The 22,552-nt window shown below is 52.0% G+C and carries 24 protein-coding genes; 8 read left to right on the top strand and 16 right to left on the bottom strand.

From position 1 onward, the window contains the following. Positions 1-31: 31 nt before the first annotated feature. The 3 genes from phoB to QWI17_RS22495 form a co-directional block, all read right to left on the bottom strand. Positions 32-727, bottom strand: coding sequence for a phosphate regulon transcriptional regulator PhoB (gene phoB / locus QWI17_RS22505; protein ID WP_302724786.1), 696 nt, complete (start codon positions 725-727; stop codon positions 32-34). A gap of 161 nt (positions 728-888) precedes the next feature. After that, complete coding sequence (gene ubiA / locus QWI17_RS22500) at positions 889-1,746, bottom strand: 4-hydroxybenzoate octaprenyltransferase (protein WP_302724785.1); 858 nt, start codon at positions 1,744-1,746, stop codon at positions 889-891. A 2-nt stretch (positions 1,747-1,748) separates the two neighbouring features. After that, positions 1,749-2,276 (bottom strand): chorismate--pyruvate lyase family protein, encoded by a 528-nt coding sequence (locus tag QWI17_RS22495; protein ID WP_302724784.1) that lies wholly within the window; start codon positions 2,274-2,276, stop codon positions 1,749-1,751. A 209-nt stretch (positions 2,277-2,485) separates the two neighbouring features. Here QWI17_RS22495 and QWI17_RS22490 point away from each other — a divergent pair, with 209 nt between their 5' ends. Together QWI17_RS22490 and QWI17_RS22485 are read left to right on the top strand one after the other, a co-directional pair. Next, positions 2,486-2,770 carry an HU family DNA-binding protein gene (locus QWI17_RS22490; protein WP_302724783.1) on the top strand — a complete coding sequence of 95 codons (285 nt, stop codon included), beginning with the start codon at positions 2,486-2,488 and terminating at the stop codon, positions 2,768-2,770. Beyond that, positions 2,767-4,023: a dicarboxylate/amino acid:cation symporter gene (locus QWI17_RS22485; protein WP_302724782.1), complete on the top strand. Its 1,257-nt coding sequence runs from the start codon at positions 2,767-2,769 to the stop codon at positions 4,021-4,023. Before QWI17_RS22490 ends, QWI17_RS22485 begins: the two co-directional genes overlap by 4 nt. A 95-nt stretch (positions 4,024-4,118) precedes the next feature. On the opposite strand, the gene QWI17_RS22480 is transcribed toward QWI17_RS22485, so the two are convergent. The 3 genes from QWI17_RS22480 to QWI17_RS22470 form a co-directional block, all read right to left on the bottom strand. Beyond that, complete coding sequence (locus tag QWI17_RS22480) at positions 4,119-5,519, bottom strand: aminoacyl-tRNA deacylase and HDOD domain-containing protein (RefSeq protein WP_302724781.1); 1,401 nt, start codon at positions 5,517-5,519, stop codon at positions 4,119-4,121. Positions 5,520-5,726: 207 nt separating this feature from the next. Further along, entirely contained in the window at positions 5,727-7,814 is a 2,088-nt protein-coding gene (gene recG, locus QWI17_RS22475; protein ID WP_302724780.1) for an ATP-dependent DNA helicase RecG, read from the bottom strand. A 5-nt stretch (positions 7,815-7,819) separates the two neighbouring features. Further along, entirely contained in the window at positions 7,820-8,767 is a 948-nt protein-coding gene (locus tag QWI17_RS22470; protein ID WP_302724779.1) for a hydrogen peroxide-inducible genes activator, read from the bottom strand. Between the two features lie 66 nt (positions 8,768-8,833). Here QWI17_RS22470 and QWI17_RS22465 point away from each other — a divergent pair, with 66 nt between their 5' ends. After that, positions 8,834-9,670 carry an NAD-dependent epimerase/dehydratase family protein gene (locus tag QWI17_RS22465; RefSeq protein ID WP_302724778.1) on the top strand — a complete coding sequence of 279 codons (837 nt, stop codon included), beginning with the start codon at positions 8,834-8,836 and terminating at the stop codon, positions 9,668-9,670. Here the strand turns inward: QWI17_RS22465 and ridA are convergent. Next, positions 9,651-10,040, bottom strand: coding sequence for a deaminase RidA (gene ridA, locus QWI17_RS22460; RefSeq protein WP_302724777.1), 390 nt, complete (start codon positions 10,038-10,040; stop codon positions 9,651-9,653). The genes QWI17_RS22465 and ridA overlap by 20 nt on opposite strands. A gap of 191 nt (positions 10,041-10,231) precedes the next feature. Between ridA and QWI17_RS22455 the strand changes: the two genes are divergently transcribed. The 3 genes from QWI17_RS22455 to QWI17_RS22445 are packed head-to-tail and all read left to right on the top strand — an operon-like array spanning position 10,232 to position 12,894. Then, entirely contained in the window at positions 10,232-11,110 is an 879-nt protein-coding gene (locus tag QWI17_RS22455) for an alpha/beta fold hydrolase (RefSeq protein ID WP_302724776.1), read from the top strand. Between the two features lie 36 nt (positions 11,111-11,146). Further along, positions 11,147-12,190 (top strand): sensor histidine kinase, encoded by a 1,044-nt coding sequence (locus tag QWI17_RS22450; protein WP_302724775.1) that lies wholly within the window; start codon positions 11,147-11,149, stop codon positions 12,188-12,190. After that, positions 12,187-12,894 (top strand): LytR/AlgR family response regulator transcription factor, encoded by a 708-nt coding sequence (locus QWI17_RS22445; protein WP_302724774.1) that lies wholly within the window; start codon positions 12,187-12,189, stop codon positions 12,892-12,894. The genes QWI17_RS22450 and QWI17_RS22445 overlap by 4 nt, the downstream gene beginning before the upstream one ends. Positions 12,895-13,226: 332 nt before the next feature. Here QWI17_RS22445 and QWI17_RS22440 read toward each other — a convergent pair whose 3' ends face one another. The 5 genes from QWI17_RS22440 to gmk all read right to left on the bottom strand — a co-directional run bounded on the left by QWI17_RS22440 (position 13,227) and on the right by gmk (position 17,948). Continuing rightward, complete coding sequence (locus tag QWI17_RS22440; RefSeq protein ID WP_302724773.1) at positions 13,227-13,811, bottom strand: midcut-by-XrtH protein; 585 nt, start codon at positions 13,809-13,811, stop codon at positions 13,227-13,229. 197 nt (positions 13,812-14,008) lie between these two features. Next, positions 14,009-14,635, bottom strand: a complete 627-nt coding sequence (locus tag QWI17_RS22435) for a hypothetical protein (RefSeq protein ID WP_302724772.1) — start codon at positions 14,633-14,635, stop codon at positions 14,009-14,011. Between the two features lie 119 nt (positions 14,636-14,754). Beyond that, positions 14,755-16,869 (bottom strand): RelA/SpoT family protein, encoded by a 2,115-nt coding sequence (locus QWI17_RS22430; RefSeq protein ID WP_302724771.1) that lies wholly within the window; start codon positions 16,867-16,869, stop codon positions 14,755-14,757. A gap of 27 nt (positions 16,870-16,896) precedes the next feature. Next, positions 16,897-17,160, bottom strand: coding sequence for a DNA-directed RNA polymerase subunit omega (gene rpoZ / locus QWI17_RS22425; protein ID WP_302724770.1), 264 nt, complete (start codon positions 17,158-17,160; stop codon positions 16,897-16,899). A 161-nt stretch (positions 17,161-17,321) separates the two neighbouring features. After that, positions 17,322-17,948, bottom strand: a complete 627-nt coding sequence (gene gmk / locus QWI17_RS22420; protein WP_302724769.1) for a guanylate kinase — start codon at positions 17,946-17,948, stop codon at positions 17,322-17,324. Between the two features lie 117 nt (positions 17,949-18,065). Between gmk and QWI17_RS22415 the strand changes: the two genes are divergently transcribed. Continuing rightward, positions 18,066-18,275, top strand: coding sequence for a MerR family transcriptional regulator (locus QWI17_RS22415; protein WP_302724768.1), 210 nt, complete (start codon positions 18,066-18,068; stop codon positions 18,273-18,275). A 177-nt stretch (positions 18,276-18,452) separates the two neighbouring features. After that, positions 18,453-19,358, top strand: coding sequence for an aspartyl/asparaginyl beta-hydroxylase domain-containing protein (locus QWI17_RS22410; protein WP_302724767.1), 906 nt, complete (start codon positions 18,453-18,455; stop codon positions 19,356-19,358). A 367-nt stretch (positions 19,359-19,725) separates the two neighbouring features. Here the strand turns inward: QWI17_RS22410 and QWI17_RS22405 are convergent, their stop codons facing one another. Genes QWI17_RS22405 through QWI17_RS22390 form a run of 4 tightly spaced genes read right to left on the bottom strand, consistent with a single transcriptional unit; the run spans position 19,726 to position 22,552 of the window. Beyond that, on the bottom strand, positions 19,726-21,081 hold the full coding sequence (locus QWI17_RS22405) for a tetratricopeptide repeat protein (protein ID WP_302724766.1): 1,356 nt from the start codon (positions 21,079-21,081) through the stop codon (positions 19,726-19,728). A gap of 10 nt (positions 21,082-21,091) precedes the next feature. Then, entirely contained in the window at positions 21,092-21,781 is a 690-nt protein-coding gene (locus QWI17_RS22400) for a hypothetical protein (RefSeq protein WP_302724765.1), read from the bottom strand. Further along, positions 21,756-22,160 (bottom strand): ExbD/TolR family protein, encoded by a 405-nt coding sequence (locus tag QWI17_RS22395; protein WP_302724764.1) that lies wholly within the window; start codon positions 22,158-22,160, stop codon positions 21,756-21,758. The genes QWI17_RS22400 and QWI17_RS22395 overlap by 26 nt, the downstream gene beginning before the upstream one ends. Beyond that, positions 22,160-22,552 carry a MotA/TolQ/ExbB proton channel family protein gene (locus QWI17_RS22390; RefSeq protein ID WP_302724763.1) on the bottom strand — a complete coding sequence of 131 codons (393 nt, stop codon included), beginning with the start codon at positions 22,550-22,552 and terminating at the stop codon, positions 22,160-22,162. Before QWI17_RS22390 ends, QWI17_RS22395 begins: the two co-directional genes overlap by 1 nt.

The raw sequence follows: 22,552 nt of genomic DNA, 5'->3' as shown, positions 1-22,552 counted from the left end.
GCCGAGCATGCGGGAGATTTTCAGTGGCCTGCTAACCTGCTTTGGTCGAGAAACGATAACCTGTACCGCGCACTGTTTGCACTAAGTTTTCATGCTGATCGACAGTGAGTGCTTTACGTAAGCGACGGATGTGTACATCGACCGTGCGCTCTTCAACGTAGACATTACCACCCCAGACGTGATCCAACAATTGGCTGCGCGTGTAGGCTCGCTCCTGATGGGTTAGGAAAAATTGCAGCAGGCGGAATTCGGTGGGGCCCATGTCTACCTCGCGCTCATTGATGGTGACACGATGACTGGACGGGTCCAGACACAAACCCTGAACTTTAATGGGTTTGCCGGTGGACTGTGGATCGGCCCGGCGCAAAACGGCTTTTAACCGAGCAACTAATTCGCGCGGAGAGAAGGGCTTGGTGATGTAATCATCTGCGCCTACCTCCAGCCCTTGAATCTTGTTGTCTTCTTCGCCTTTGGCGGTAAGCATGATGATGGGGGTGTTGGCTGTCACTTCGTCGCGCTTAAGGCGACGGGCGAGCTCAATACCGCTGGTGCCTGGCATCATCCAGTCGAGCAGAATAAGGTCTGGCTTTTCGTCGACAACTAAGGCGTGTGCATCCTGTGCGTTGCTGGCTTCCAGACAGCGGTATTCTGCCATCTCAAGGGCGATACGTAGCATATCGCGAATGGCGGATTCGTCATCAACGATGAGAATGGTACGACTTGTCATATTGCCTGCCTGTGGTCCATCAAAAAACTGAATCTCTCAAATTGTTGATTGAATACCCGGGGCAAGAAGCCTTGGGGTACCAACCGTGCAAGCGTATTTAATGTATTAATTGTTGCATATTTATGACAATTGTTCGGTCACATTGCATCAATGCGGTATTTTTAGTGAGGAAGTGACCCAATAACAATGCCAATAAAGACAGAGATTTGCGCCCAATTGTTATTTAGAAAGGCTTTGAAGCACTGGCCGCGCTGGCGATAACGAATCAATCGCTGTTGATAGACAAACAAGCCAGCAGCGCCTGCCACACCTAGGTAGTAGAAGTTATTCAAGTCAAACCGGCGCGCCATCATCAACAGTCCCAGTATCACTAACACTTGAAGCGTTGCGGTAATAACACGGTCCTGCTCACCAAACAGTATGGCGGTGGACTTCACGCCAATTTGCAGGTCATCGTCGCGGTCAACCATGGCGTAAAAAGTATCGTACACCATGGTCCAGATAACCACGGTGAAGTAGACCAGCCACACCTCAGCAGGCACAGTGTTCTGCACGCTGGCAAAGGCCATGGGAATACTCCAGGCAAATGCCGCGCCGAGCGCAAGCTGGGGGAGATGGGTATAGCGCTTCATAAAGGGGTAGGCACTTGCCAGAAGCAGCGCGACAACCGCCAGCTGCATGGTCAGGGCATTGGTTAGCAAGACCAGTATGACGGCAATAAAAACAAGTACGGCAAAGCCAGCCCAAGCTTCACGCACACTGAGTTGGCCTCGGGCGAGCGGCCGGTCTTTGGTGCGCTCAACATGGCCATCAATATTGCGATCGGCAATATCGTTAATAACGCAACCCGCCGAGCGCATAATGATGGCGCCCAGCGTGAAAATAATCAAAAGGTCGGGCCGTGGTATGCCGTCACTCGCAAGCCACAGCGCCCAAAGCGTAGGCCACAGTACCAGTAGCCAGCCAATGGGCCGGTTCAGTCGGGTCAGTTGTACGAACAACCTGAGGCGATCGGGCATGATTATGTGTTCCTCTGCAAGGTTTGCTCAAGGTCGGGCAAAAACGTTTCGCTTACCAATAGCTTTTTACCATATAAGGTGAATACAGAGCGACGCCCCCACAGTGATGTATCTCCTTGCAGTGCTGCCGGAATAATGCCGGTGGGGGGAATAAGGGCAAGCTGCAGTTTTGAGCGGCCAAGGCGGGCATGGGTGAACAAATAACCGCCGAGTGGGCGGCTGTCGAGCTGGCGCAGATGACGCAAGGCCCCGGTCAAACTTGCAGCCGGGAATAGGCTGCGTGCAAATACCCAGGGTTGCTGTCTGGGGCCATACAACACGACTTCGCGAATTAGGCAGGTCTTACTGGTTCTCAGTCCCAGAGTACGGGCTTCGCTCAGGCGTGGTCTGCCCCATGACTGGCGCAGTACCTGGACTTTTATCGGGGCTCGGCCTAGCGCGTTGAGGCGCGCGGTAAGCGAACCCGGGTCGTTGAGCCAAGGTCGCAAATGTTTGGGAATGTCCCAACGGGCGCTTGATGGCTGCCACATGCCAAACCCGCGATGACGCCAAGGACGGGACAAAAGCGTATGTTGGTGACGGCGGCCGACGGTGTGCGACAAGACTAACCTCTGGATACAGATAGCGACGGCCGCTATTCTACCAGCCGCACAGTCGCGCGTGTTAGCTGTGGTGTGCTTTACCCACGGCCGGCACCTTGGTTTAATGGCCTTCCCAATGCAACCGGTTGTATAAAACTATGAAAAAAGCCGATCTGGTGGCTGCGATTAGCGCTTCCGCCCGTTTGTCGAGAGCCGAGGCTGACACCCTGTTTGAAGAATTGTGGGCGCAAATAGCCCTGGCGCTGGGCCGTGGAGAGCGCATCGCCATCTCAGGTCTGGGGACTTTCGAGGTGCGCCATCGGGTCGCACGTCAGCAAAGGCATCCGCAAACCGGAACCACCGTGCACGTTGCCCAGCGCAATGTTATCGGTTTTCGCCCGGCGCAGGCACTGCGCTCAGCCCTGCAGGAGAATCTCTCGTGAGCTTAACTAAGCGCATTTTAATGGCAATGATGCTGGGTATTGCTACCGGTATTGTGCTCAATCTACTGGATTCCGGTGCGGCCAATAGTTGGATACAGGTGTTTTTGGTCGAAGGTGTTTTTGACGCGATCGGCAGTATTTTTATCGCATCGCTCAAACTATTAGTGGTGCCGTTGGTATTTGTGTCTTTGGTCTGCGGTACCGCCACTCTCGGTAACCACGCGCGGATGGGTTCGCTGGCGTTCAAGACGATAGGGCTGTATCTGTTGACCACCGCTATTGCTATTAGCCTGGCGATTACCATTGCCATCGTAGTAGCGCCAGGCGAAGGCGTCGAGCCCGATACCGTTGCCGTGGCTATGGATGCCCAGGCGCCCTCCATTAAAGAGACTCTGGTTAATATTTTCCCGGATAACCCCGTCCGGGCAATGGCCGAAGGCAATATGCTGCAGGTGATTGTGTTCTCCATTTTGCTCGGGCTTGCCATTTCCCGCAGTGGTGACAGCGCCAAACCTATGGTGGAGTTTTTCGAGAACCTCAATCAGGTCATTATGAAAATGATTTTGATGCTGGTGCATTTTGCTCCCTACGGTGTTTTCTGCCTACTCGCCAAACTGTTTGCCGGTGAGGGCGTCGGCGTTATACGTAATTTATTGTGGTACTTTTGCACGGTCATCGCCGTGTTGGCGCTACAGTGTTTTGTGGTGTATCCGAGCTTGTTGAAATTTTTAGCCGGTCTCAACCCGCTGATTTTCTTCCGTAAACTGTCGCCGGTGTTGCTGTTTGGCTTTAGCTCGGCCTCCAGTAATGCAACCCTGCCTTTTACCTTGACGACGGTGCGGGACAAACTGGGGGTGGACAATAAAGTCGCGTCTTTCACCTTGCCCCTTGGCGCGACGGTGAATATGGATGGCACCTCAATCATGCAGGGAGTTGCAACGGTGTTTATCGCTCAGGCATACGCCATTGATGTTGGCATTGGCGGTTACCTGATGGTGGTACTGACCGCGACGTTAGCTTCTATTGGCACCGCTGGTGTGCCGGGAGTGGGGATGATTACTCTGACCATGGTGCTGCAGCAGGCGGGTTTACCGGTCGAAGGGATTGCCATGATTATTGGCGTTGACCGACTGCTGGATATGCTGCGCACGTCGGTCAACATAACCGGAGACGCTACCGTGAGCTCGGTGGTTGCCAATAGTGAGTCGCTGCTCGATCGGGAACGATTCAGCGAGCCCACACTCCGGGATTAACGTTATGACACGATGAACATAGAGCGGCACAAACGAAAAAAGCCAAGCAATTTGCCGGGCTTTTTTTGCTATCGTTCTCGCGTTTACAGCCCTCTTCAGCCGGGTGACAGCGCGCTGGCAATATGCTCAAGTTCATCCGTCGACTCAATAATATTGGCGACGGTTGCCTCGGCCTTGTCCCGCTTCAGATGCAGCTCGTCAAACAGGGCTGCGGGTATCGCAATCTTGGGCCCGCTGCCGATGCCTTGCTGGCGCAGCAGACCTTTTGCGACGTAAATAAGTTTGGCATAAATGGCGTGTTCACCCTGAATGTTCGGGTTTTGTTGGTGACGGATGCCGACAACGACTTCCTCCGGCATGGACCACAGTTCCATCAATTTACTGGCGATTTGGTCGCGGGTGACACCCAGAATATGACGTTCAATAGCTTGCGGTACCGTGTGTGGGTTGGCTTCGCTCAGTCGGCAGTACTGCTGATAATGCGGCGGGAAGACTTCTGCCATGATAAGCATGCCAAAATTATGCAGCAGCCCGGTTAGGTAGGCCATGCCAAAACTGGGGCGGTAGTCGCGCGGTATCGCGGTGACCAAGCCCTCTATGGTGGCGGCCATGTAAACCGATTGCTGCCAGTAGGCGAGCTCACCGTTGGGGCTGTCTTTGGGTAAAGAGATGGTTTTGCCAAGGGCTAGACCCAGTGCCAAATTTAGCACCATATCGAAGCCGAGCACGCGCACGATGGCATCGTGAATGGATTTGATTTTGCCTGGTGCTGAGTAATAAGGCGATGCCGCCCAACTGACAACCTGGGCGGCGAGGCTTGGGTCGGTTTCGACGATTTGGGCCAGATCGGATATGTCGGCGTTGGGGTCAACCCGCAGTTTAATAATACGCTGCGCGGTATCGGACAGTGGCGGCAGCTCCAGAGTTTCTTCCAGGCGTTGTTGAATGCGCAGTTGGGTGAAACTTTGGATGGCATTATTAATATCGGCAATGTCATCTGCCTGGCTGTTGTCCGCTTCGAGTGGTGCCAGCGGGGTGGCAATTTCACTGACGATGGCGTCTTTCAGCATCTGCTGGAAGTCGGCGCTTTGCACGTGAATTAGCTGTTCATCATCGCCAGAGTCGAGCAGTAACTCGTTGCGGTCGAGCAGCGCCTGATCGACCAACGTGAGAAGCCCGGCGACCTGGGGCAGCGCTGGAACCGACTGAAATTGATTGGCGTCGCAAAACTGTTTGAGCTCCTCGGCACTGGCGGCCTTCAGTTCGCGATTCAGTTGTCGATTAACCGTGCCCACATCAAGCAGGGTATTGGCGGCAATGACTACCTGCACCCGACCAATTTCGTCTTGCAGCAATATCGATTTGGCGGCACCAACACTTCTCAGGTGTTGATCGTGCCAAATGAGCTGATCGTCGGCGTCCATGGGGGTGGCGGTCAGGCCATAGCGGATATTTTGGCTGCTGAGCAGCGACTCTACGCTGGTGGGTACTGGCACGGTTTGTATCTCCTTTGAACTTGCTTCGCTTGGCAGCGGGCGGGCATTTTTCTCTATTTAAAATGCGCCTTCTCTCTATCCAGATTAGCAGTAAATATAGGGTTTTATCTTCTGTGTTTCTACATCAACTGTGATGAAGTGCATATTTTTCCGATAAAGACGCATGGCGGGTGTAAATGTGAACAAATATTGCTCTGATTAGATCGTTTAGGCACCCAGGTATTTTTCCCGCCCGCTTAGCCAGCGCGCCAGCACTGCCTGAGCTTTTGCATGGTGGTGAGCAAGCATGTACTCGGCGGCTTTGCGAACATCGGGTAGTAGATAACTGTCGCGGGTCAGTTGAGCGATACGAAACTGCATTTCGCCGGTCTGGCGTGTGCCGAGTACTTCGCCGGGGCCCCGCAGTTCTAAATCCTGTTCGGCAATATAAAATCCATCGCTGCTCTCGCGCATGACTCGCAGTCGCTCTTTGCTGTGGTTCGACAGGGGGGATCCGTACAAGAGCACGCAATGGCTGGCGGCAGCCCCCCTCCCTACCCGACCCCGCAATTGATGTAGCTGGGAAAGCCCCAGCCTTTCTGGGTTCTCAATGATCATCAAGCTGGCGTTGGGGACATCGACTCCCACCTCAATGACGGTAGTGGCGACCAGCAAGTCAGTATCACCCGCCTTAAAGGCCTGCATAACAGCGTCTTTCTCGGCCGCCTTCATGCGGCCGTGAACCAGCGCTATCTTAAGGCTGGGCAGCAGTGATTGCAGGAGTTCGCAGGTTGCCTCGGCAGCTTGCGCCTCCATCGCCTCGGACTCCTCAATTAACGTGCAGACCCAATAGGCTTGGCGGCCTTCCGAGCAAGCCCGATTGACCCGTTCGATGACCTCATCCCTGCGTGTATCGGCTATCACCACGGTAGCAATGGGTGTGCGCCCCGGGGGCAGCTCATCAATGACAGAGCAGTCCAGGTCGGCATAGGCACTCATCGCCAGTGTGCGCGGTATAGGGGTGGCTGTCATGATCAACTGATGCGGTGTGAGCCCATCCGGAGCCTTGCTGCTGAGTGCCAGGCGCTGGTGGACGCCAAACCGGTGTTGCTCATCAATAATGGCCAGAGCCAGTTGGTTAAACTGCACATTTTCCTGAAACAAGGCATGGGTACCAATGACCACTTGAGCTGCGCCGCTGGCGGCCAGCTGCAGGGCTTCGCGGCGCGCGGCGGTCTTCTGGCGTCCGCTGAGGTAGGCTACGGTGACCCCTAGGGGCCCCAGCCATTGACTGAAGTTGGCGTAGTGTTGTTCGGCTAATATTTCAGTGGGCGCCATCACTGCTGCCTGCTGACCACTGGCTACCGCACACAATGCAGCCATGGCCGCGACGACGGTTTTGCCCGATCCGACATCCCCCTGCACCAGTCGCAACATGGGCTCAGATTGGGCGAGGTCGCTGTTTAATTCTTCCACAACGCGGCGCTGGGCTTTGGTGAAAGAGAAGGGAAGACTTTGTTGAAATTTTTGGGCTAACTCACCGCCATTGCCCAACGGCTGAGCGCGAGCTTGCTTGGCGCGATTGCGGAACATGAGCATGCTCAGTTGATGCGCCAGCAGTTCCTCAAAAATAAGACGCTGCTGATAGGGGTGCGTGCCTTCTGTTATCGCCTGTAGGTCAGTACCCACCGGTGGTTTATGCAGCAATTGCAGCGCTTGAGCAAGCGGAATTTGGCCCAGCGCTTGGGTAATCTGAGCGGGTAAAAGTTCGGCTATTGGCTGCTGTTCCAGTTGCTCCAGCGCTTGTTCGATAAGAACTCGCAACCTCGGCTGAGTTAATCCCTCTGTCGCGGGGTAGTTGGGGGTCAGGTATTGAGCCAACGGTTTGGGGCTGTTCTGGTCCACCAGTTCGTACTCTGGGTGAACCATTTCCAGGCTTGTAGCGCCTCGTCGTAGCTCCCCAAAGCAACGAATTTGGGCACCGGGCACCAAACGTTGTTTTTGTGCCGCCGTAAAGTGGAAAAAGCGCAGTGTCAGTATTCCGGAATGGTCCTGAATTTTGCAAACCAGTGTTCGGCGGCGCCCATAGACCACGTCGCAAACCCGTACTTCGGCCTCGACAACCGCGCTAGAGGCCGGTTGCAAGCTGCCGATTGCTTGAATCCGGGTGCGGTCAAGGTAGCGATTAGGCAAGTGAAACAACAACTGGCCAACGCTGGATATGCCGAGTTTTTCAAGTTTGGTGGCCAGCGCTGGTCCCACCCCTTTTAAGGAGGTAACCGGCTTTGCCGCCAGAGCTGAAGAGCCCGAATTCATGGCTGTTAATTGATGAGTGAAATCAGCGAGTTATTTTGCTGGCTGCGCCGAATGGCGCCGCGCAGAGCGTCTACGGCTTTAAAGCGCGGAAAGCTAGCCCGCCAGGCAAGGGCGACGGTACGTTTGGGGCCGTTGCCAGAAAATGGGCGAGTCACCATTACGTCTTCGCTGTATCCCGCGGTACTGGCCGCTGACACAGGTAAGATGGTGATGCCCAGGCCCGAGGCCACCATGTGGCGCAACGTCTCCAAAGAGCTGCCCTCCGCTGCGGTGCGGATTTTGCCATGAGCGGTATTGGCCCCATTTTCCATAGACATTTTTAGGTTGGGACAGGTTTCCAGCACTTGATCGCGGAAGCAGTGGCCTTCTCCCAGCAGCAGCACTTCTTCCTGATCGAGGCTGTCGGGGGCAATGCTGTCGAGTGCGGCGAGTGGGTGGTCCTTGCGCATTAACACCACAAAGGGCTCTTCATACAAAGGCTGCGTGACCACATCGGCTTCAGTGAAGGGCAGTGCCACCACAATCACGTCCAGTTCGCCCTTGCGCAGTTTATTGCGCAGCGTGGCGGTGTAGCCTTCTTCTACATACAGAGGCATCGAGCTTGCCTCTTTTTGCAGCTCGGGGATAAAAAACGGTAACAGGTAAGGCCCTATGGTAAAAATCGCGCCAATGCTCAACGGGCTCGATAGTTGATCTTTGCCCTCGTTGGCGAGATCTTTAATGGCGGAAGTTTGTTCCAGTACCAGGTTGGCCTGTGCGACAATCTTTTCTCCCAGCGGCGTCGCTGAAACTCTCGACTTAGAGCGTTCGAACAGTGCCACTCCAAGCTCTTCTTCCAATTTTTTTACGGCAATGCTCAAGGTGGGCTGACTGACAAAACAGCGTTCGGCAGCGCGACCAAAGTGTTGTTCTTGAGCGAGAGTGACGATATAGCGTAATTCGGTCAGTGTCATGGCGGCCCTAGTGGGTTCTTGGTTCGGTAGTATCAAACATTCAGCAAATGTGAATAATCTAACAAAATGGATAGCGAAAAACTATTAATAATTGGTTGTGGTGATCTGGGTCGCCGCTTGGCACACAACGTGTGCCAACGCCCGGTGCGAGTTACCGGCATTAAACGACATGTGCCGGCCGGGCTGCACCCGGCAATACAGTACGTAGCCGCCGACTATACCGATGTATCTTCATTGCGAAAGGTGCTGTCGGCAGGCTTTGACCGCATTGTGCTAACACCGACTCCGGTTGAGCGCTCAGATGACGGGTATCGGCGCGGATACGTTTCACTGTGTGAAAATCTGGTCAGTGTCCTGCGCGGTGTGCCGCAGCCCAGGCAGATAGTCTTTGTCAGTAGTACGTCGGTCTATGGTCAGTCCGATGGCAGTTGGGTGGATGAAGATTCGCTCACCATACCCAGCCGTTACGCCGGTACTCGTGTTCTGGAGGCGGAAAATGTGCTGCGAAATGCGAAGCTGCCCGTTACTGTGGCGCGATTAGCAGGTATTTATGGTCCCGGCCGCGAGCGCTTACTCGGGCGTGTGCGCGATGGTTTAATCGCACCCGCGTCCAATTTTACGAATCGCATACACGTTGAGGATGCCGCCCGGGCACTGGACTTTTTACTCTATGAAATGCAGCAGCCTGAGTCGGTCTATTTGGTGAGTGATGGTGAGGCACCCACGCAGGCAGAGGTTGTACGTTGGTTGGCTGAGCGGCTTCAGGTGCAACCGCTCAATGAACAAGTGGTCACACATCGCAATAAGCGAATAGACAGCGGGCGCTTGCGCGCCGCAGGCTTCGAGTGTCGCTACCCCACATTTAGGGCGGGTTTTAGTGAGATTATCCCGCAGTCACCATAATGCCGTCCGCCTCAACCTGCGACCCTTTGGGTAATTGGCTAATACCAATAGCGGCTCGCGCCGGATAGGGTTCGTCAAAGTGACGCGCCATCACTTCGTTGACAATGGGGAAGTTGGCCAGGTCGGTGAGGTAGATGTTCAATTTCACTATGTCATTAAGGCTGCCACCGGCTTCGGCGCAAACGGCTGCGATATTCTTAAATACCTGTTCGGCCTGCTCCGCAAAATCGTCGCTGACCAGCTCCATAGTGGCTGGGTCGAGTGGAATTTGGCCAGACAGGTAAACAGTTCCATTGACCTTAACCGCTTGCGAATACGTACCAATAGCTTGCGGGGCATTTTCAGTGTGAATAACGGCTTTGTTCGGCATGATTTTTCCAACGCTGTAAAAACGGCTAAGTATAAACCCATCCGCACCGGTCACCAAACTGGCACAAACCACGTATTACTATTTAATCGCACCGCCCATGGCGTGTCTCAACCGCTAATCACATATTGCCCCAATGACGGCGCTCCCACCCTTATTCTAAACCTACTTAATCAAACGCAAGGAGAGTAACGATGAAAGGTTTAAAAGTATCGGTCATGGCTGTTTTGGGTGTCGCAATTGCCGCGGCAAATATGAGTGAGGCGGCAGAGCGCAGTTTCGACGTGGAAGTGGTTGGACAAGGGAAGCCAATGATTCTTATCCCGGGGCTGAATAGCTCGCCGGCGGTATGGGCTGATTTGCAGGCGCACTACCAGAAAAATTACCAACTGCACTTAGTTCATATTAACGGTTTTGCGGGAAACCCCTTGAACGGTGAGGCTTCGTTGAACCAGGTAAAAGTTGATTTGCTCGATTATATCGACGATAAAAACCTGTCTAAGCCAATTATGATGGGGCACAGCCTGGGTGGGTTTGTATCACTTTGGGTGGCCAGTAGCCAGCCCGAGCAGACGGGTGAGTTAATTATTATAGACTCGCTGCCCTTCTTTCCGTTGGCCTTTAACCCCATGGCAACCGAAGCGTCGATGCAGCCTATGGCCGAGCAGCAGCGTCAGGGTATTCTCAACTCGCCTGAGCAAGGCCGGCTTCAGTATTATCAGCAGAGCTTGCCAGGCTTGGTCAGTGAGGCGTCTGACGTTGAAACCATTATTGAGTGGAGTATGAGTTCAGACCCTAAGATGACCGGTCAGGCAATGTATGAAATGTTTACTACTGACTTGCGCGATGAGATTGCTGACATAAGATCCCCTGCTTTGGTGCTCGGAAGTTGGACAGTCGCAAAAGATATGGGTGGCACAATGGATACGGTTCGTCACAATTTTTCGGTGCAGTACGAGAATGTGCCAGATGTTACGATCAAGATGCATTCCAGTGCTAAGCACTTTATCATGCTTGACGATCCGCAATGGACAATTGAGGCAATCGATTCATATTTGCATCATCAACCCTAACGCGGACGCCGCGTAGGTGAATCAGGTGTAGCCCTAATGACAAAAAATCATACTTATTATTTGGTGCAAATAATCGCCTGGTCGCTTTTCTCAGTCGCGCACATATTATTTACCCTTATGAGTATGCCGCTCAGTAACGTCAGTGTTGTGAACGGTGTTTTTATTGGGGCAGTAGGGTTGGTTGTGAGTCATACAATGCGCACCTTGTTTCTTCGCAGGTGGCTGCAACAATTGGCATTACTGCCTTTACTTGGCAAAATTCTACTGCTTGTGGTGATTTGTGCTGCAATATGGGAGTCACTTATTATTTTTGTGCTCCATATTGGCTGGCTGCACTTTTACGACTTACAAAGCATAAGCGTTGCGGCGACATTGTTTTGGTACTATTACTATTTCGTTGTCCTCAGTTTGTGGGTGATGCTGTACTTCGGCATCAACGTGGCCCTAAAGCGCAGGCGAGAGACGATGGAAAAATTGCAATTAGAGTTGATTCTGAAAGAGTCGCAGTTGGCCAATCTTAAGAATCAGCTCAATCCGCACTTTTTGTTCAATGCGTTAAATAGTGTGCGCGCTCTTGTGCTTGAAAACCCGGAAAAATCAAGATCAATGATTACCCAGTTGGCGAGTTTATTGCGCTATTCTTTGCGTGACTCTGAGCAGCACACGCAGCCATTGCAACAAGAATTGGACGCAGTTCGGGCCTACCTGGAGTTGGAAAAAGTGCGCTTTGAAGATCGATTAAACTATCAGTTTTCAGTCGCCGAAGGATTGCATGACGAACCTGTTTTGCCCATGAGCATTCAGACACTGGTTGAGAATGCTGTAAAGCACGGTTTGGCACAAAGGCCTGAGGGCGGATCAATTTCAGTGAAAATCGAGAAACGCCAGGGCTGGATAGAGGTAGAGGTTATTAACTCGGGTCACTTGCGCGAAACGGCATCTGGTGAGCATTCAACCGGGACGGGTTTGCCAAATACACGGGCGCGGCTTGAGCAGGTTTTTGGGCCGCAGGCTGGTTTGGAGTTGGAACAGAAGCAAGACCAAGTGGTGGCAAGAATGAGTTGGGGCGCGCAATCATGAAAGTACTGATTGTCGATGATGAACGATTGGCGCGCGTTGAGTTGCGTCAGTTGTTGTCTGAGTATGAAGACATCAACATTGTTGGGGAAGCGTCAAGCGCGGATGAGGCGTTAAAGAAAAGTGTTGAGCTTGGTCCGGATGTTGTTTTTCTAGACATTCAAATGCCGGGAAAAAGTGGGTTTGATTTTTTGCAAGAGCTCGACCCGGGACCCCATATAATTTTTGTAACTGCCTTTGATCAATATGCCTTGAAAGCATTTGACGTGTCCGCTATTGATTATCTCCTCAAGCCGATTGAACCTCATCGCCTGCGCCAGGCCGTCGACAAAGTGCGCTCAGAATATACCGGCACTGAGACGGAGCCTACGTTAGGAGGGGCGGATAAAGTCTTCTTAAAAGATGGAGATCAGTGTTGGTTTGTACCTGTGGAAAAAATTGTAGCTGTTGAATCAATTGGCAATTATAGCCGTGTTTACTTTGATGAAAATAAACCGATGATTCGACGCTCGCTAAATCAGCTGGAACAGCGTCTGCCAGTCGACTTGTTTTTTAGGGCTAATCGGCAGTTTTTGATAAATTTGAATAATATATCCGATGTCAGTACATCGGTGGGCGGGGCGGTAGAAGTCACTCTTACATCAGGGGTGACGTTGGAAATGTCGCGCCGGCAAAGTTTGCAGTTTCGGGATCTGAAGAGTCTATAAGCTGGGAATGCGCCATTTATGAGGTCCCAACTCCACGCTACTTTGATTTAATAAAAGTATAAACCATTTGTAATTTTTGCTCGCGACGAGGGCCATTTGAATTGGCAGTAGTTTTGGTGTTCTCGCCTTTGAGTGAAAAACTATTGCCTTACGCTAGCGTTATAGCTGCGATGAGGGCCTGTGCTAGTGCGTTAAGCCATAGACAGAGAATAAGATAGTGCTATGCATAGTGCGGAATGTGCAACGAGTATTTATCTTAGCGCGACGGTTATCCCTGAAAGCGCATTAGTGCCAACCAAGGGAGGGAACTTTACCTTTGGTTGGCAATACGATCAGGTTGGGATACAGGATGGTACAAAATTAATTGAGCAACCTGCACCTTGTGTCAATACGCTTCCTACTTCGCATGTAGGCAGTCCTGGAGCTTCCAGTAAGGCAGGTGTATCTGGGTTTGGTTTGGTTTGAGCTTCCATATCGGATTTGCCGATTCCACAGGCCGGCTGGGTGATAGTTTTAATTCGCAAGGATACGCCTGCGTTGTTAGTCAGTTCAAAGTACTGGTTACCTTGCTGATATGACGCAGATAAGTCGATAACTTCCCCACTGGGGTTCGTCAGTGACACCGCAACTGGAGGGTTAATGGCTTGAATTTTGTGACTGTAAATCAAGCCGGCAGCCGAAGTAACAATTAAGGTAGGGGCGATGATAGCGGGTAGCCATCGGCCATTGCGGTTGCGTAGCGCCCAAACACCTGCCACCAGCACAGCCAGCATCGTTAATACGAGAGCAAAGTTATTGTTAGCGGGTAGGCTCGCCGCACCGGCAAGTGGTCCAGTGCCGACGCTTTGTGCCATGGATATTGGTGTCAGTAGCGCCAAGCCCAATGCCGCGCTCGAAACGAGTAACTTTCGTAACATATTTGATGCTCCCCGGGGAATGTGTGCGGTGTTTCACGGATTGCGTGTGAACACTGTCGCAATAGTGGATAATAGTTGCACAGCAGTCGGGTGTTGTCTAGCAATGACGGCAAATTATTGGGCCAATTTGAATGCAGCTGCACTGAGGGGGGGGGAACACAGTTGCTGCTAGAGTAACCTGATAGCAAGGGCTTCTATTATTCGTTAACTAGGTAGACTTCTGGTGTCGTGACTACGAAGGTATTATTGCTGTCGAGTTCTATCGTTACGGTAAATCTTTGCCGTTGATATTGTGGGGGCTCGGTAAAGAAGAACTTTATCCACTCGCGGGCGGGGGCCGGTGTGTATTCATAGTCAGCAAGCGATGCGACACCGTCCAGATACGCTCTGTCATAAAGCGAGGTCAGCGCGCTTAAATCCGTGCCCGCAGGGTAGTCGTCGGTATAGGCATTGTCGCTAACCACCTCGACGCGAATGATCTTTTCAGCGGGTTGTGGTCCTGCGAACGAACAGGCATGAGCCTGTCCAAACAGGCTAAATCGCGATGGCTGTGGTGCATTGTGCTGAACTAAAAAATAGTCGCGCTCGGTGTTAAGCTCGATACCCAGATGTGCCCAATCGACCGGCTGCTCGCCGACGACGGAGCCGCCCCCGAACGTAAGATCACTGAGTGCTTCATCATGCACAACCGCCTCGACCTGGTATTGTGAAATGGAGTACTCCTGAGGTGGCGGCGGTTCGCCGCAGCCGGCGATATTGTCAATGTCGTCGCCACCGCTACAGGCGCCGAGGTAGGCCGGCGCGATGCATACGAACAGTCTCATCCATAGCTTCACCATCAATGCAAAATCTCCATGTTAGTTGCATGTGTTAACAGTCTAACGCGAAGAGTGCCTGGTGAAATGTAATACTTTGTGACTGATGATTTAGCCGATTTACAGGACTAATTTTTTGCCCGCTGTATGCGAATCACGAAACTCAAATTCCTGACCCGGCGCATAATGTTCGCCAGGTGAATACGGTTTTGCACTCCAATACACAGGTTGATAACGCTGTTGTGGGCATCGCGTTCATTGACGTGAATATGTTCGATGCTCGCTCCCTGTTCGGTGACGCGGGTAGCGAGAGTAGCGATAATACCGCGCTCGGATTCAACCTCGGCCCGTATATCCACCAGGAATTCACCGGTTACCGTGGGGGCCCAGTTTACATGGCTAATTTTTTCCGGGTTGTCACGTATTTCCGCTAAGTTATGGCAGGTTTCCTGATGAATAACCAAGCCTTTGCCCGAGCTGATATGGCCAATAATCGGGTCGCCGGGAATGGGGCGGCAGCACTTAGCAAAGGTTATCAGTACGCCGTCTGAACTGTCGATGGTCAGCGGCGAATAAATGCTACCACCGCGCGGGTCAATGTCCGCATCGGGTTGCAACAGTTTGGCGACAGCGTAGGCTATGCGATTGCCCAGCCCTATTTCTTCAAAAAGTGATTCCAGCGAGTGAGAGCCAGTCGCTTGTAGCAGTTTGTCATTTTGTTCTGGGGTAAGGTTGTCAACATCAATGTCCAGGTCACCCAGTGCGCGGCTGAGCATCTTTTTGCCCAGCGCCACTGACTGGTGATGACGTTGATTTTTCAAAAAGTGGCGAATGGAGCTGCGCGCTTTACCAGAAATACTGAAGTCCAACCAATTTGGGTTGGGCTGCGCACCCGGTGCGGTAATGATGGTGATTTTTTGTCCGCTTTGCAGTGGCTGCGATAGGGGCGCGAGTCGACCGTTAATGCGGCAGGCGACACAGGTGTTGCCGATATCGGTGTGCACAGCGTAGGCAAAGTCAACCGCCGTTGCCCCATGGGGTAGCTCCACAATACGGCCTTTGGGTGTGAATACGTAGACCTCATCCGGGAACAGGTCGATCTTCACATTTTCGATGAACTCCAGCGAATCGCCGGCGCGGCGTTGCATTTCGAGCAGGCCTTGTACCCATTGGCGGGCGCGGCTGTGGCTGCTGCTCAGTGTGTCATCGCTGTTGGATTTGTAGAGAAAATGAGCGGCAATGCCGGTGTTGGCCATTTCGTCCATTTCTTTGGTGCGAATTTGTACTTCAATCGGCACGCCGTGCATACCCACCAACACTGTGTGCAGCGATTGGTAGCCGTTGGCCTTGGGAATCGCAATATAGTCTTTGAATTCTCCGGCCACCGGTTTGTACAGATTGTGGATCATGCCCAGTGCCCGATAGCAGGCATCGACGCTGTCCACAATAATACGGAAGGCGTAGACATCCATGATCTCTTTGAAGAACTTCTTCTTCTGCCGCATTTTCTGATAAATGCTGTACAGGTGCTTTTCACGGCCGATCACGACCGCGGTAATCATTTCGCGGGCCAGGCGTTTTTCAATGGCGGTTTGAATTTGTTCAACCAGCTCTTTGCGGTTGCCCCGGGCGGTTTTGAGCGCGGCCTGCATACGCGTTGCCCGCAGTGGGTACATGGCGTAAAAACCGCGATCTTCAAATTCCAGGCGTAAGTCATTCATCCCCAGTCTGTGGGCAATGGGGGCGTAGATCTCAAGGGTTTCCTTGGCAATGCGGCGTTTCTTGTGCGGCGGCATAGCCCCTAAGGTGCGCATGTTATGCAAACGGTCGGCGAGCTTCACCAAAATTACGCGTAAATCGTTGGCCATGGCCAGCGCCATCTTCTGGAAGTTCTCGGCCTGTTTTTCAGCGTGGGATTCAAATTCGATTTGAGTGAGCTTACTGACGCCGTCAACCAATTCGGCGACGGTGTCACCAAACTGTTTGGAAATGGCTTTTTTGGGAATGCCGGTGTCTTCAATGACATCGTGCAGCATGGCAGCCATCAGGCTTTGATGGTCCATGTGCATGCCGGACAGAATATCCGCGACCGCGAGCGGGTGAGTGATGTAATCCTCACCCGAGCGGCGTTTTTGCCCATCATGCGCTTGTTCAGCGTAAAAATAGGCACGCTTGACCTGATCGATCTGAGGGGGTTCCAAGTAGGACGAAAGCCGGTGGCTCAGTGCCTCAATGGTTAACAAATGATTCCTCCGATCGGTTCAGCGGCGTTACATAGGAGATTGTTGCTCGAAGCTGTTTTCTTCCATTTGCGGTGCCGGTGCTGGCTCGTCGCGCTCCAGCAAAATGCTGGCATCAACAAAACCTTCTTCGATTTCACGCAGAGCAATAACCGTTGGTTTATCGTTCTCTTCGGGTACGTGAGGGTCCTTACCGCCCACAGCGATTTGGCGAGCGCGCTTGCTACCAACCATAACCAGTTCAAAGCGGTTGTCGACATGATCGAGACAATCTTCAACAGTAATACGTGCCATGAGTGTTTCCGTTTCGTGAGACTTAAAATAGGGAGCTCGCGATAATCGCGGCCTTTGGGGCTATTATGCGTCAATATGGCGCTAAGAGCCAGTGAGGGCGGTCGCGAGCGGGGGACGTATTGTACACAAATTGCCCAGCAGGAAAAGACCTTTCTCGATATTTACAATGCCTGCTCACTTAACAGTTCGCTGAGTAAGGCCCGATGACGGTCTGACTGCACAGGTTGGCGCAAGTGCTGGCTGGTGATAAGAGCCTGAAACTGAGCTAACGCAACTGTGAAGTCGTCGTTTATGATCAGGTAATCGGCCTCAATATAGTGCGAGATTTCATTAATCGCTTCATTCATGCGGCGCTCAATCACCGCTGGGTCGTCCTGGCCCCGGCCTGTCAGCCGCTGCTGCAATGCTGGCAATGAGGGGGGCAGAATAAACAGGCTGACGGTGTCGGGCATAAGTTTGCGCACTTGCTCCGCGCCCTGCCAGTCGATCTCCAAAATGACGTCCATACCGCTGGTAAGAGTATCTTCTACCCAGTGTTGTGACGTGCCGTAGAGGTTGCCGAAAACTTCCGCATGCTCCAGAAAGGCGCTTTGCTCAAGCATGCTTGCAAACTGTTCGTGACTGACGAAATGGTAATTGACACCATTATGCTCGCCGGGACGCATAGGCCGTGTAGTGTGGGAAACCGAAACACAGACTTCCGGGTTGGACTCTACCAGTGCCTGTACCAGGCTGGTTTTACCTGCGCCGGAGGGGGCAGAAACAGTGTATAGAATTCCTTTACTCATGGCGGGCGTGTTTACCTTAAGTGCGCAAGGGTGAATGAAAGCGAGTATTATGGCACAGGGGGTTCGCGCCGAACACTGCGCCTGCCCCCATTGTCAAAGTAGCAAGGTGATAGCCCTATGAAGACCCGTTTGTCGATCGACGAAAGCGCCGAATACCTGGGCGTAAGCCGGGAGTTCGTCGACTCTATGATCAGTAAAGGCCGACTGGCACCAGACGCTAAGAACACTATTGCTGTCGACCAGCTGGCCGCTCTGGCCGAACTGGTGGCGAAATTAAAAACCGGTGGTATCGCGGCCATGGTGTCGGCGGTCGATCAGCAATTGTAATAAAAATGTTAATGGCGCATTAGCTCTCTTGCTGTTTGCGTCAGGGTAAGATAATTTAAAACTCTGGTGGCCACTCGGCTGCCGGCCAAACTATTCCAATAATTCCAACGAAAATATTAACAAGCTCTGGGCCTATGGTCTGGATGCGCTTTGTATTACTCACAAGGAGATGTAGCTGTGGGCATAGTAATATTCAGTATTTTTGTTATCTGTGCGGTTTATGTGCAGTTTCGCGGTAGAGTTCGCCACCAAAAGCTGACCCGCCGGCTGACCGATCACTCCAATCTGTTAGCGCCAATCAATTGTTTGTTCTACGGTTTCTCGGCTGTCAAAAATCGGCCCTACCTTAATTTAGATGATTTTCCCGAGCTGGCCCTGCTGCAAGACAACTGGCAGGTGATTCGCGAAGAAGCCTTGGGCCTGCATGAGCAAAGTGAAATTAAGGCCTCAAAGGACCTGGACGATTTAGGCTTTAATTCTTTTTTTCGCACCGGTTGGAAGCGGTTTTATCTTTCGTGGTACGGCGATCCCGTGGCGTCGGCACGGGCGCTGTGCCCTAAAACCTGCGAGTTACTGGCAAAGCTTCCCAATGTGAAAGGCGCCATGTTTGCTATGTTGCCGCCGGGGGCGCGTTTGGTAAAGCATCGCGACCCCTATGCCGGATCGCTTCGTTATCACTTGGGCCTGGTAACCCCCAACAGTGAAGATTGCTATATCGATGTGGACGGTGAAAAGTATCACTGGCGCGACGGCGAAGCGGTGATGTTCGATGAAACCTACATTCACTATGCAGAGAATAAAACCGACCAGAATCGGATTGTTCTTTTTCTAGACGTCAAACGGCCAGTGACGCAAGCCTGGGTTGATGGCTTTAACCACTTGTTTTCTCGGGCCGTGGTGTCAGCTACCGTCACTAAAAACCTGCCCGGGGATAAAGTCGGCTGGTTGAATCGAGTGTTTGGGCGGGTTTATAAAGTGCGATCACTCGGTAAAAAGCTCAAAGCGTATAACGCGCGCCTTTACTATACGTTGCAGTACGGGCTATACCTGCTCCTGATTTACACCCTCTTTTTCTCGCGTTAGTCGGACAGTAAAAGCCCGCAGACGCCCACACTAGAGGCAGCGTTGGGCGGCTGACTGTTTGATAATGCAAGCATGCATGGGGTTTTTCAGCAGCCTGCTAGGGAGCCTCTGATCTAGTCTCCAGTGGTCTCTGCGCGAGTCAAAACGTTCACTCGGCAAGGCGCGCTTCGCAGGCAATGGCCATAGTCCTTGGCAAGAGGTGCAACACAGCGGATGGACGTTTTGGCCGCGCCCCTCGGGGCTTGCAGAGCTTTCCGATCTCTGTGTTGGCTCCCCTCACCGGGCTATCGGCACGCCATCGGATCGCCGCCTTGACCTCGAAAAGCTCTGTAAGCCAGAGGCCACTGAGGACTTAATCAGAGGCTCCCTAGAGCTTTTGCGCTGCAATGGTGGATTCCAGCAAGGCAATATTGTCCTTAAGTTCATACAAGCCCGGAAATTCCTGATAGGTATCTCGCATTAAACGCAGGGCGTGTGGGTACTCCTTAAGTTCAATGTAGACCTTTATTTGACCTAGCATGGCGTGCTGTCGGCTTTGCGGGAATGACTTGGCGCGGGAATACAGAGTGTCCGCTCTGGCGAGTTGGTCAATGGCAAAGTAAAACTTCGCGGCATCGAGCAGTATTTTGCCGTCAGCGGGGGCCAATGCTAAGGCTTGTTCGTGCAGTTTCTTAGCTGCATCGATTTGTTTTCTTTGGTGAAGCAAAACAGCGCGTCGTGAAGCCAGTACAGCCATCTCTGCTTGACTGAGATCCCCATTCTTTTGCAGCTGATTAAGTACCGCTTCTACTTCGTTAAATTTTTCGTAGTGGGTTAGCCAGTTCGTCACCTCGTACGCGATGTCTACGGGCATACCATGTTCGGAAAAATACGTGGTTGCCAGCTCGTATCCTCTGGCGTGACTGCTCAGTTGGAAATGCAGTCGAATTGCGGCTAAGACGTTCTCGGGTGTGTTCTCGCCAAGCTCCATGGCGGTTTCCAGGCTGGAAAGAGCGTTGAAGTAATCATCCTGGTTGAGGTAGTTAAATGCCCGGTTAAGCCAAAGGTTGACGTCATCCGGCGTCTGTTTAATCATTTCATTGAGCAGCGAAGACGCACTCTGGATTTGGCCGGACAGCGATAACGCAGACAGTAAGCCGTTTTGCCATTGTTTGTTGTCGGGCTCCATAGTCAGCGCAGTTTGATAAGCCATAACGGCAGACATAGGATTGTGAAGCTGTAGATTAAGGTAGCCGAGCTGGCCCAGTACTATGGGATTGTACTCACCGTATTTAACGGCGAGAGAAAAATGCTTGCGGGCTTTTTCCAGCTGATTGGTTACCAAATACAGTTGGCCAATGTCACTGTGACCCCGCACTAACTGCGGTACACGGGCCAACACCATTAAAAAAGTTGTTTCGGCGTTTTTATAGTCTTCCAGCGCGAAGTAAATTTGACCCTTAAGATGCAAGAGCGCCGGGCTCATTTCAAACTCAAACAGAGTGTTTAATGACGTAAGTGCTTCTTGTTTATCGTCCGCATCGAGTAGAGCTCTCAAAGAATCGGCGTACTCATACTCGTGTGGTGGAATACTGCTCTCTCGGTTGGAAAAGGGGTTTGAGAAGCGCGGGATAACAAACTCCGTTGGCGCCAGCGTAATCTTGACGTCGGGGCTTTGCTCCTGAACGGATATGCCTTGTGCTCCAACACTGCAAAGCAATATCAGTGAAAGTAAATATTTCATAGTCGTCCTTTTACTTAAATACTCTAAATCTTATGATAAACAAATACTCGGCGTTGACCGGAGCACCATTTTTAAGGGGTGTGCTAAATTTAAGTGCGTCGATATGGCTTCTGATGACGGGGACCATTTCGTTGTATCCCGGGTCAACAATGCGTTTAATGTGGACGTCCCCATAGCGATCAATAAGAATGTCGACTTGCGCTTCTACAAAATTTATGCCTTTTTTAGTGAGCTCGGAAGGAATCATAGACTTTCTACTGGACAAAATTTTAGGCCTTTCATCCAGCTCTTCGACATCGTAGGCCTGCAGGCTGCCCTCTAACTCACCGCTAAAGTCCAGTTGATAGTCGTTCAAATTCAATTCTGGTATTTCGTTCAAAGTGGTATTGAGAATATTGGGCTTTTGCGAAAAGGCGACGCTGGTACTGGCCGTCATGTTGGTCAAGTTGCTACTCAGTGTTTGCTGAACCTGATCCTCAATCGGTGTGTTCTCAACCGGTGGTGGCGGTGGAGGTGGGGTTGGTGCAAAACTAATCTTACGTAATTTTTGCGATGAGCTTTTGGGCTCAGGGTTGCCGTCATAGAAAATAACGCCAAGAGTAAAAAAGGTTAAAGCCACAGCCGCTAAAAAGGCTAATAGCAGTGGTATTAACTCCCGGCGGGAAAATGTGAAGCTAAAGTTCTGTGGAGATGCTGACATCGGTTGCGCCTCCGAGCTTGATCTGATCAATTACCTTGACGAGCATATCGGTGGAAACCGACTTGTCTGACTGTATGACCACGGGTTTGTCCGAACGCCTCAGTTCCGTAGTTACGGTTTTTCGCACCCCGTTAAGTCCAATGTTTTGGCCGCCGTAAACAACCTCGTTATTGTCGGTGATTGCGATAATAATAATGGAGTCGGTTTTTTCTTGGGCAGTTGCCGCCGAAGGCTTGTCTATGTCAACGCCAGATTCTCTGATAAATACAGAGGTCACGATGAAAAATATGAGAAGAATGAAGACAACATCCAGCAGTGGCGCCAGATCAATATCGGTTTGTTCTTCAGACTCTAAACGCTGCCTAAAATCCCTTTGCATTATGCCATCTCCGAGTCGTAAAACTTCGCACGCTTTCGATTAAGCAGCGTGCAAAGCAAAATACCGGGTACGGCCAAAGCAATGCCCGCTTGCGTCGTTGTCAGTGCGCTTGAAATGCCGCTCGCCATAAGTAACTGAATATCGGATATGCCGGTTGCCAGTGTAGAAAAGGTTGACATGAGTCCGGTAATAGTGCCGAGCAAGCCCAGCAAAGGAAGAGCGCCAGCCATCGCCTTTAGGCTAGTGCGCCACGAATCTACGAGCTTGAGCCAGGCTGGATTGCGCTTGCTGAAAAAGCACAAATACATAAGGATGGTGTAGCAGCCAATTGCCAGACTTATAATTAGCCACAGCACCGGGGTTGCAAGTATTTGTTCGCTAATGGCTTCCAT

Source organism: Gilvimarinus gilvus, from assembly GCF_030518155.1.
Lineage (GTDB): Bacteria > Pseudomonadota > Gammaproteobacteria > Pseudomonadales > Cellvibrionaceae > Gilvimarinus > Gilvimarinus gilvus.
This window is presented reverse-complemented; position numbering and strand designations above follow the sequence as displayed.

What these genes read in the sequence shown, in the direction of transcription:
- QWI17_RS22405 (WP_302724766.1), bottom strand. Translation starts at nt 21,081, where the DNA reads ATGAAATATTTACTTTCACTGATATTGCTTTGCAGTGTTGGAGCACAA.
- ubiA (WP_302724785.1), bottom strand. Translation starts at nt 1,746, where the DNA reads ATGCCCGATCGCCTCAGGTTGTTCGTACAACTGACCCGACTGAACCGG.
- QWI17_RS22390 (WP_302724763.1), bottom strand. Translation starts at nt 22,552, where the DNA reads ATGGAAGCCATTAGCGAACAAATACTTGCAACCCCGGTGCTGTGGCTA.
- QWI17_RS22440 (WP_302724773.1), bottom strand. Translation starts at nt 13,811, where the DNA reads ATGTTACGAAAGTTACTCGTTTCGAGCGCGGCATTGGGCTTGGCGCTA.
- QWI17_RS22470 (WP_302724779.1), bottom strand. Translation starts at nt 8,767, where the DNA reads ATGACACTGACCGAATTACGCTATATCGTCACTCTCGCTCAAGAACAA.
- gmk (WP_302724769.1), bottom strand. Translation starts at nt 17,948, where the DNA reads ATGAGTAAAGGAATTCTATACACTGTTTCTGCCCCCTCCGGCGCAGGT.
- QWI17_RS22415 (WP_302724768.1), top strand. Translation starts at nt 18,066, where the DNA reads ATGAAGACCCGTTTGTCGATCGACGAAAGCGCCGAATACCTGGGCGTA.
- recG (WP_302724780.1), bottom strand. Translation starts at nt 7,814, where the DNA reads ATGAATTCGGGCTCTTCAGCTCTGGCGGCAAAGCCGGTTACCTCCTTA.
- phoB (WP_302724786.1), bottom strand. Translation starts at nt 727, where the DNA reads ATGACAAGTCGTACCATTCTCATCGTTGATGACGAATCCGCCATTCGC.
- ridA (WP_302724777.1), bottom strand. Translation starts at nt 10,040, where the DNA reads ATGCCGAACAAAGCCGTTATTCACACTGAAAATGCCCCGCAAGCTATT.
- QWI17_RS22495 (WP_302724784.1), bottom strand. Translation starts at nt 2,276, where the DNA reads ATGTGGCAGCCATCAAGCGCCCGTTGGGACATTCCCAAACATTTGCGA.
- QWI17_RS22395 (WP_302724764.1), bottom strand. Translation starts at nt 22,160, where the DNA reads ATGCAAAGGGATTTTAGGCAGCGTTTAGAGTCTGAAGAACAAACCGAT.
- rpoZ (WP_302724770.1), bottom strand. Translation starts at nt 17,160, where the DNA reads ATGGCACGTATTACTGTTGAAGATTGTCTCGATCATGTCGACAACCGC.
- QWI17_RS22450 (WP_302724775.1), top strand. Translation starts at nt 11,147, where the DNA reads ATGACAAAAAATCATACTTATTATTTGGTGCAAATAATCGCCTGGTCG.
- QWI17_RS22400 (WP_302724765.1), bottom strand. Translation starts at nt 21,781, where the DNA reads ATGTCAGCATCTCCACAGAACTTTAGCTTCACATTTTCCCGCCGGGAG.
- QWI17_RS22465 (WP_302724778.1), top strand. Translation starts at nt 8,834, where the DNA reads ATGGATAGCGAAAAACTATTAATAATTGGTTGTGGTGATCTGGGTCGC.
- QWI17_RS22490 (WP_302724783.1), top strand. Translation starts at nt 2,486, where the DNA reads ATGAAAAAAGCCGATCTGGTGGCTGCGATTAGCGCTTCCGCCCGTTTG.
- QWI17_RS22445 (WP_302724774.1), top strand. Translation starts at nt 12,187, where the DNA reads ATGAAAGTACTGATTGTCGATGATGAACGATTGGCGCGCGTTGAGTTG.
- QWI17_RS22435 (WP_302724772.1), bottom strand. Translation starts at nt 14,635, where the DNA reads ATGAGACTGTTCGTATGCATCGCGCCGGCCTACCTCGGCGCCTGTAGC.
- QWI17_RS22455 (WP_302724776.1), top strand. Translation starts at nt 10,232, where the DNA reads ATGAAAGGTTTAAAAGTATCGGTCATGGCTGTTTTGGGTGTCGCAATT.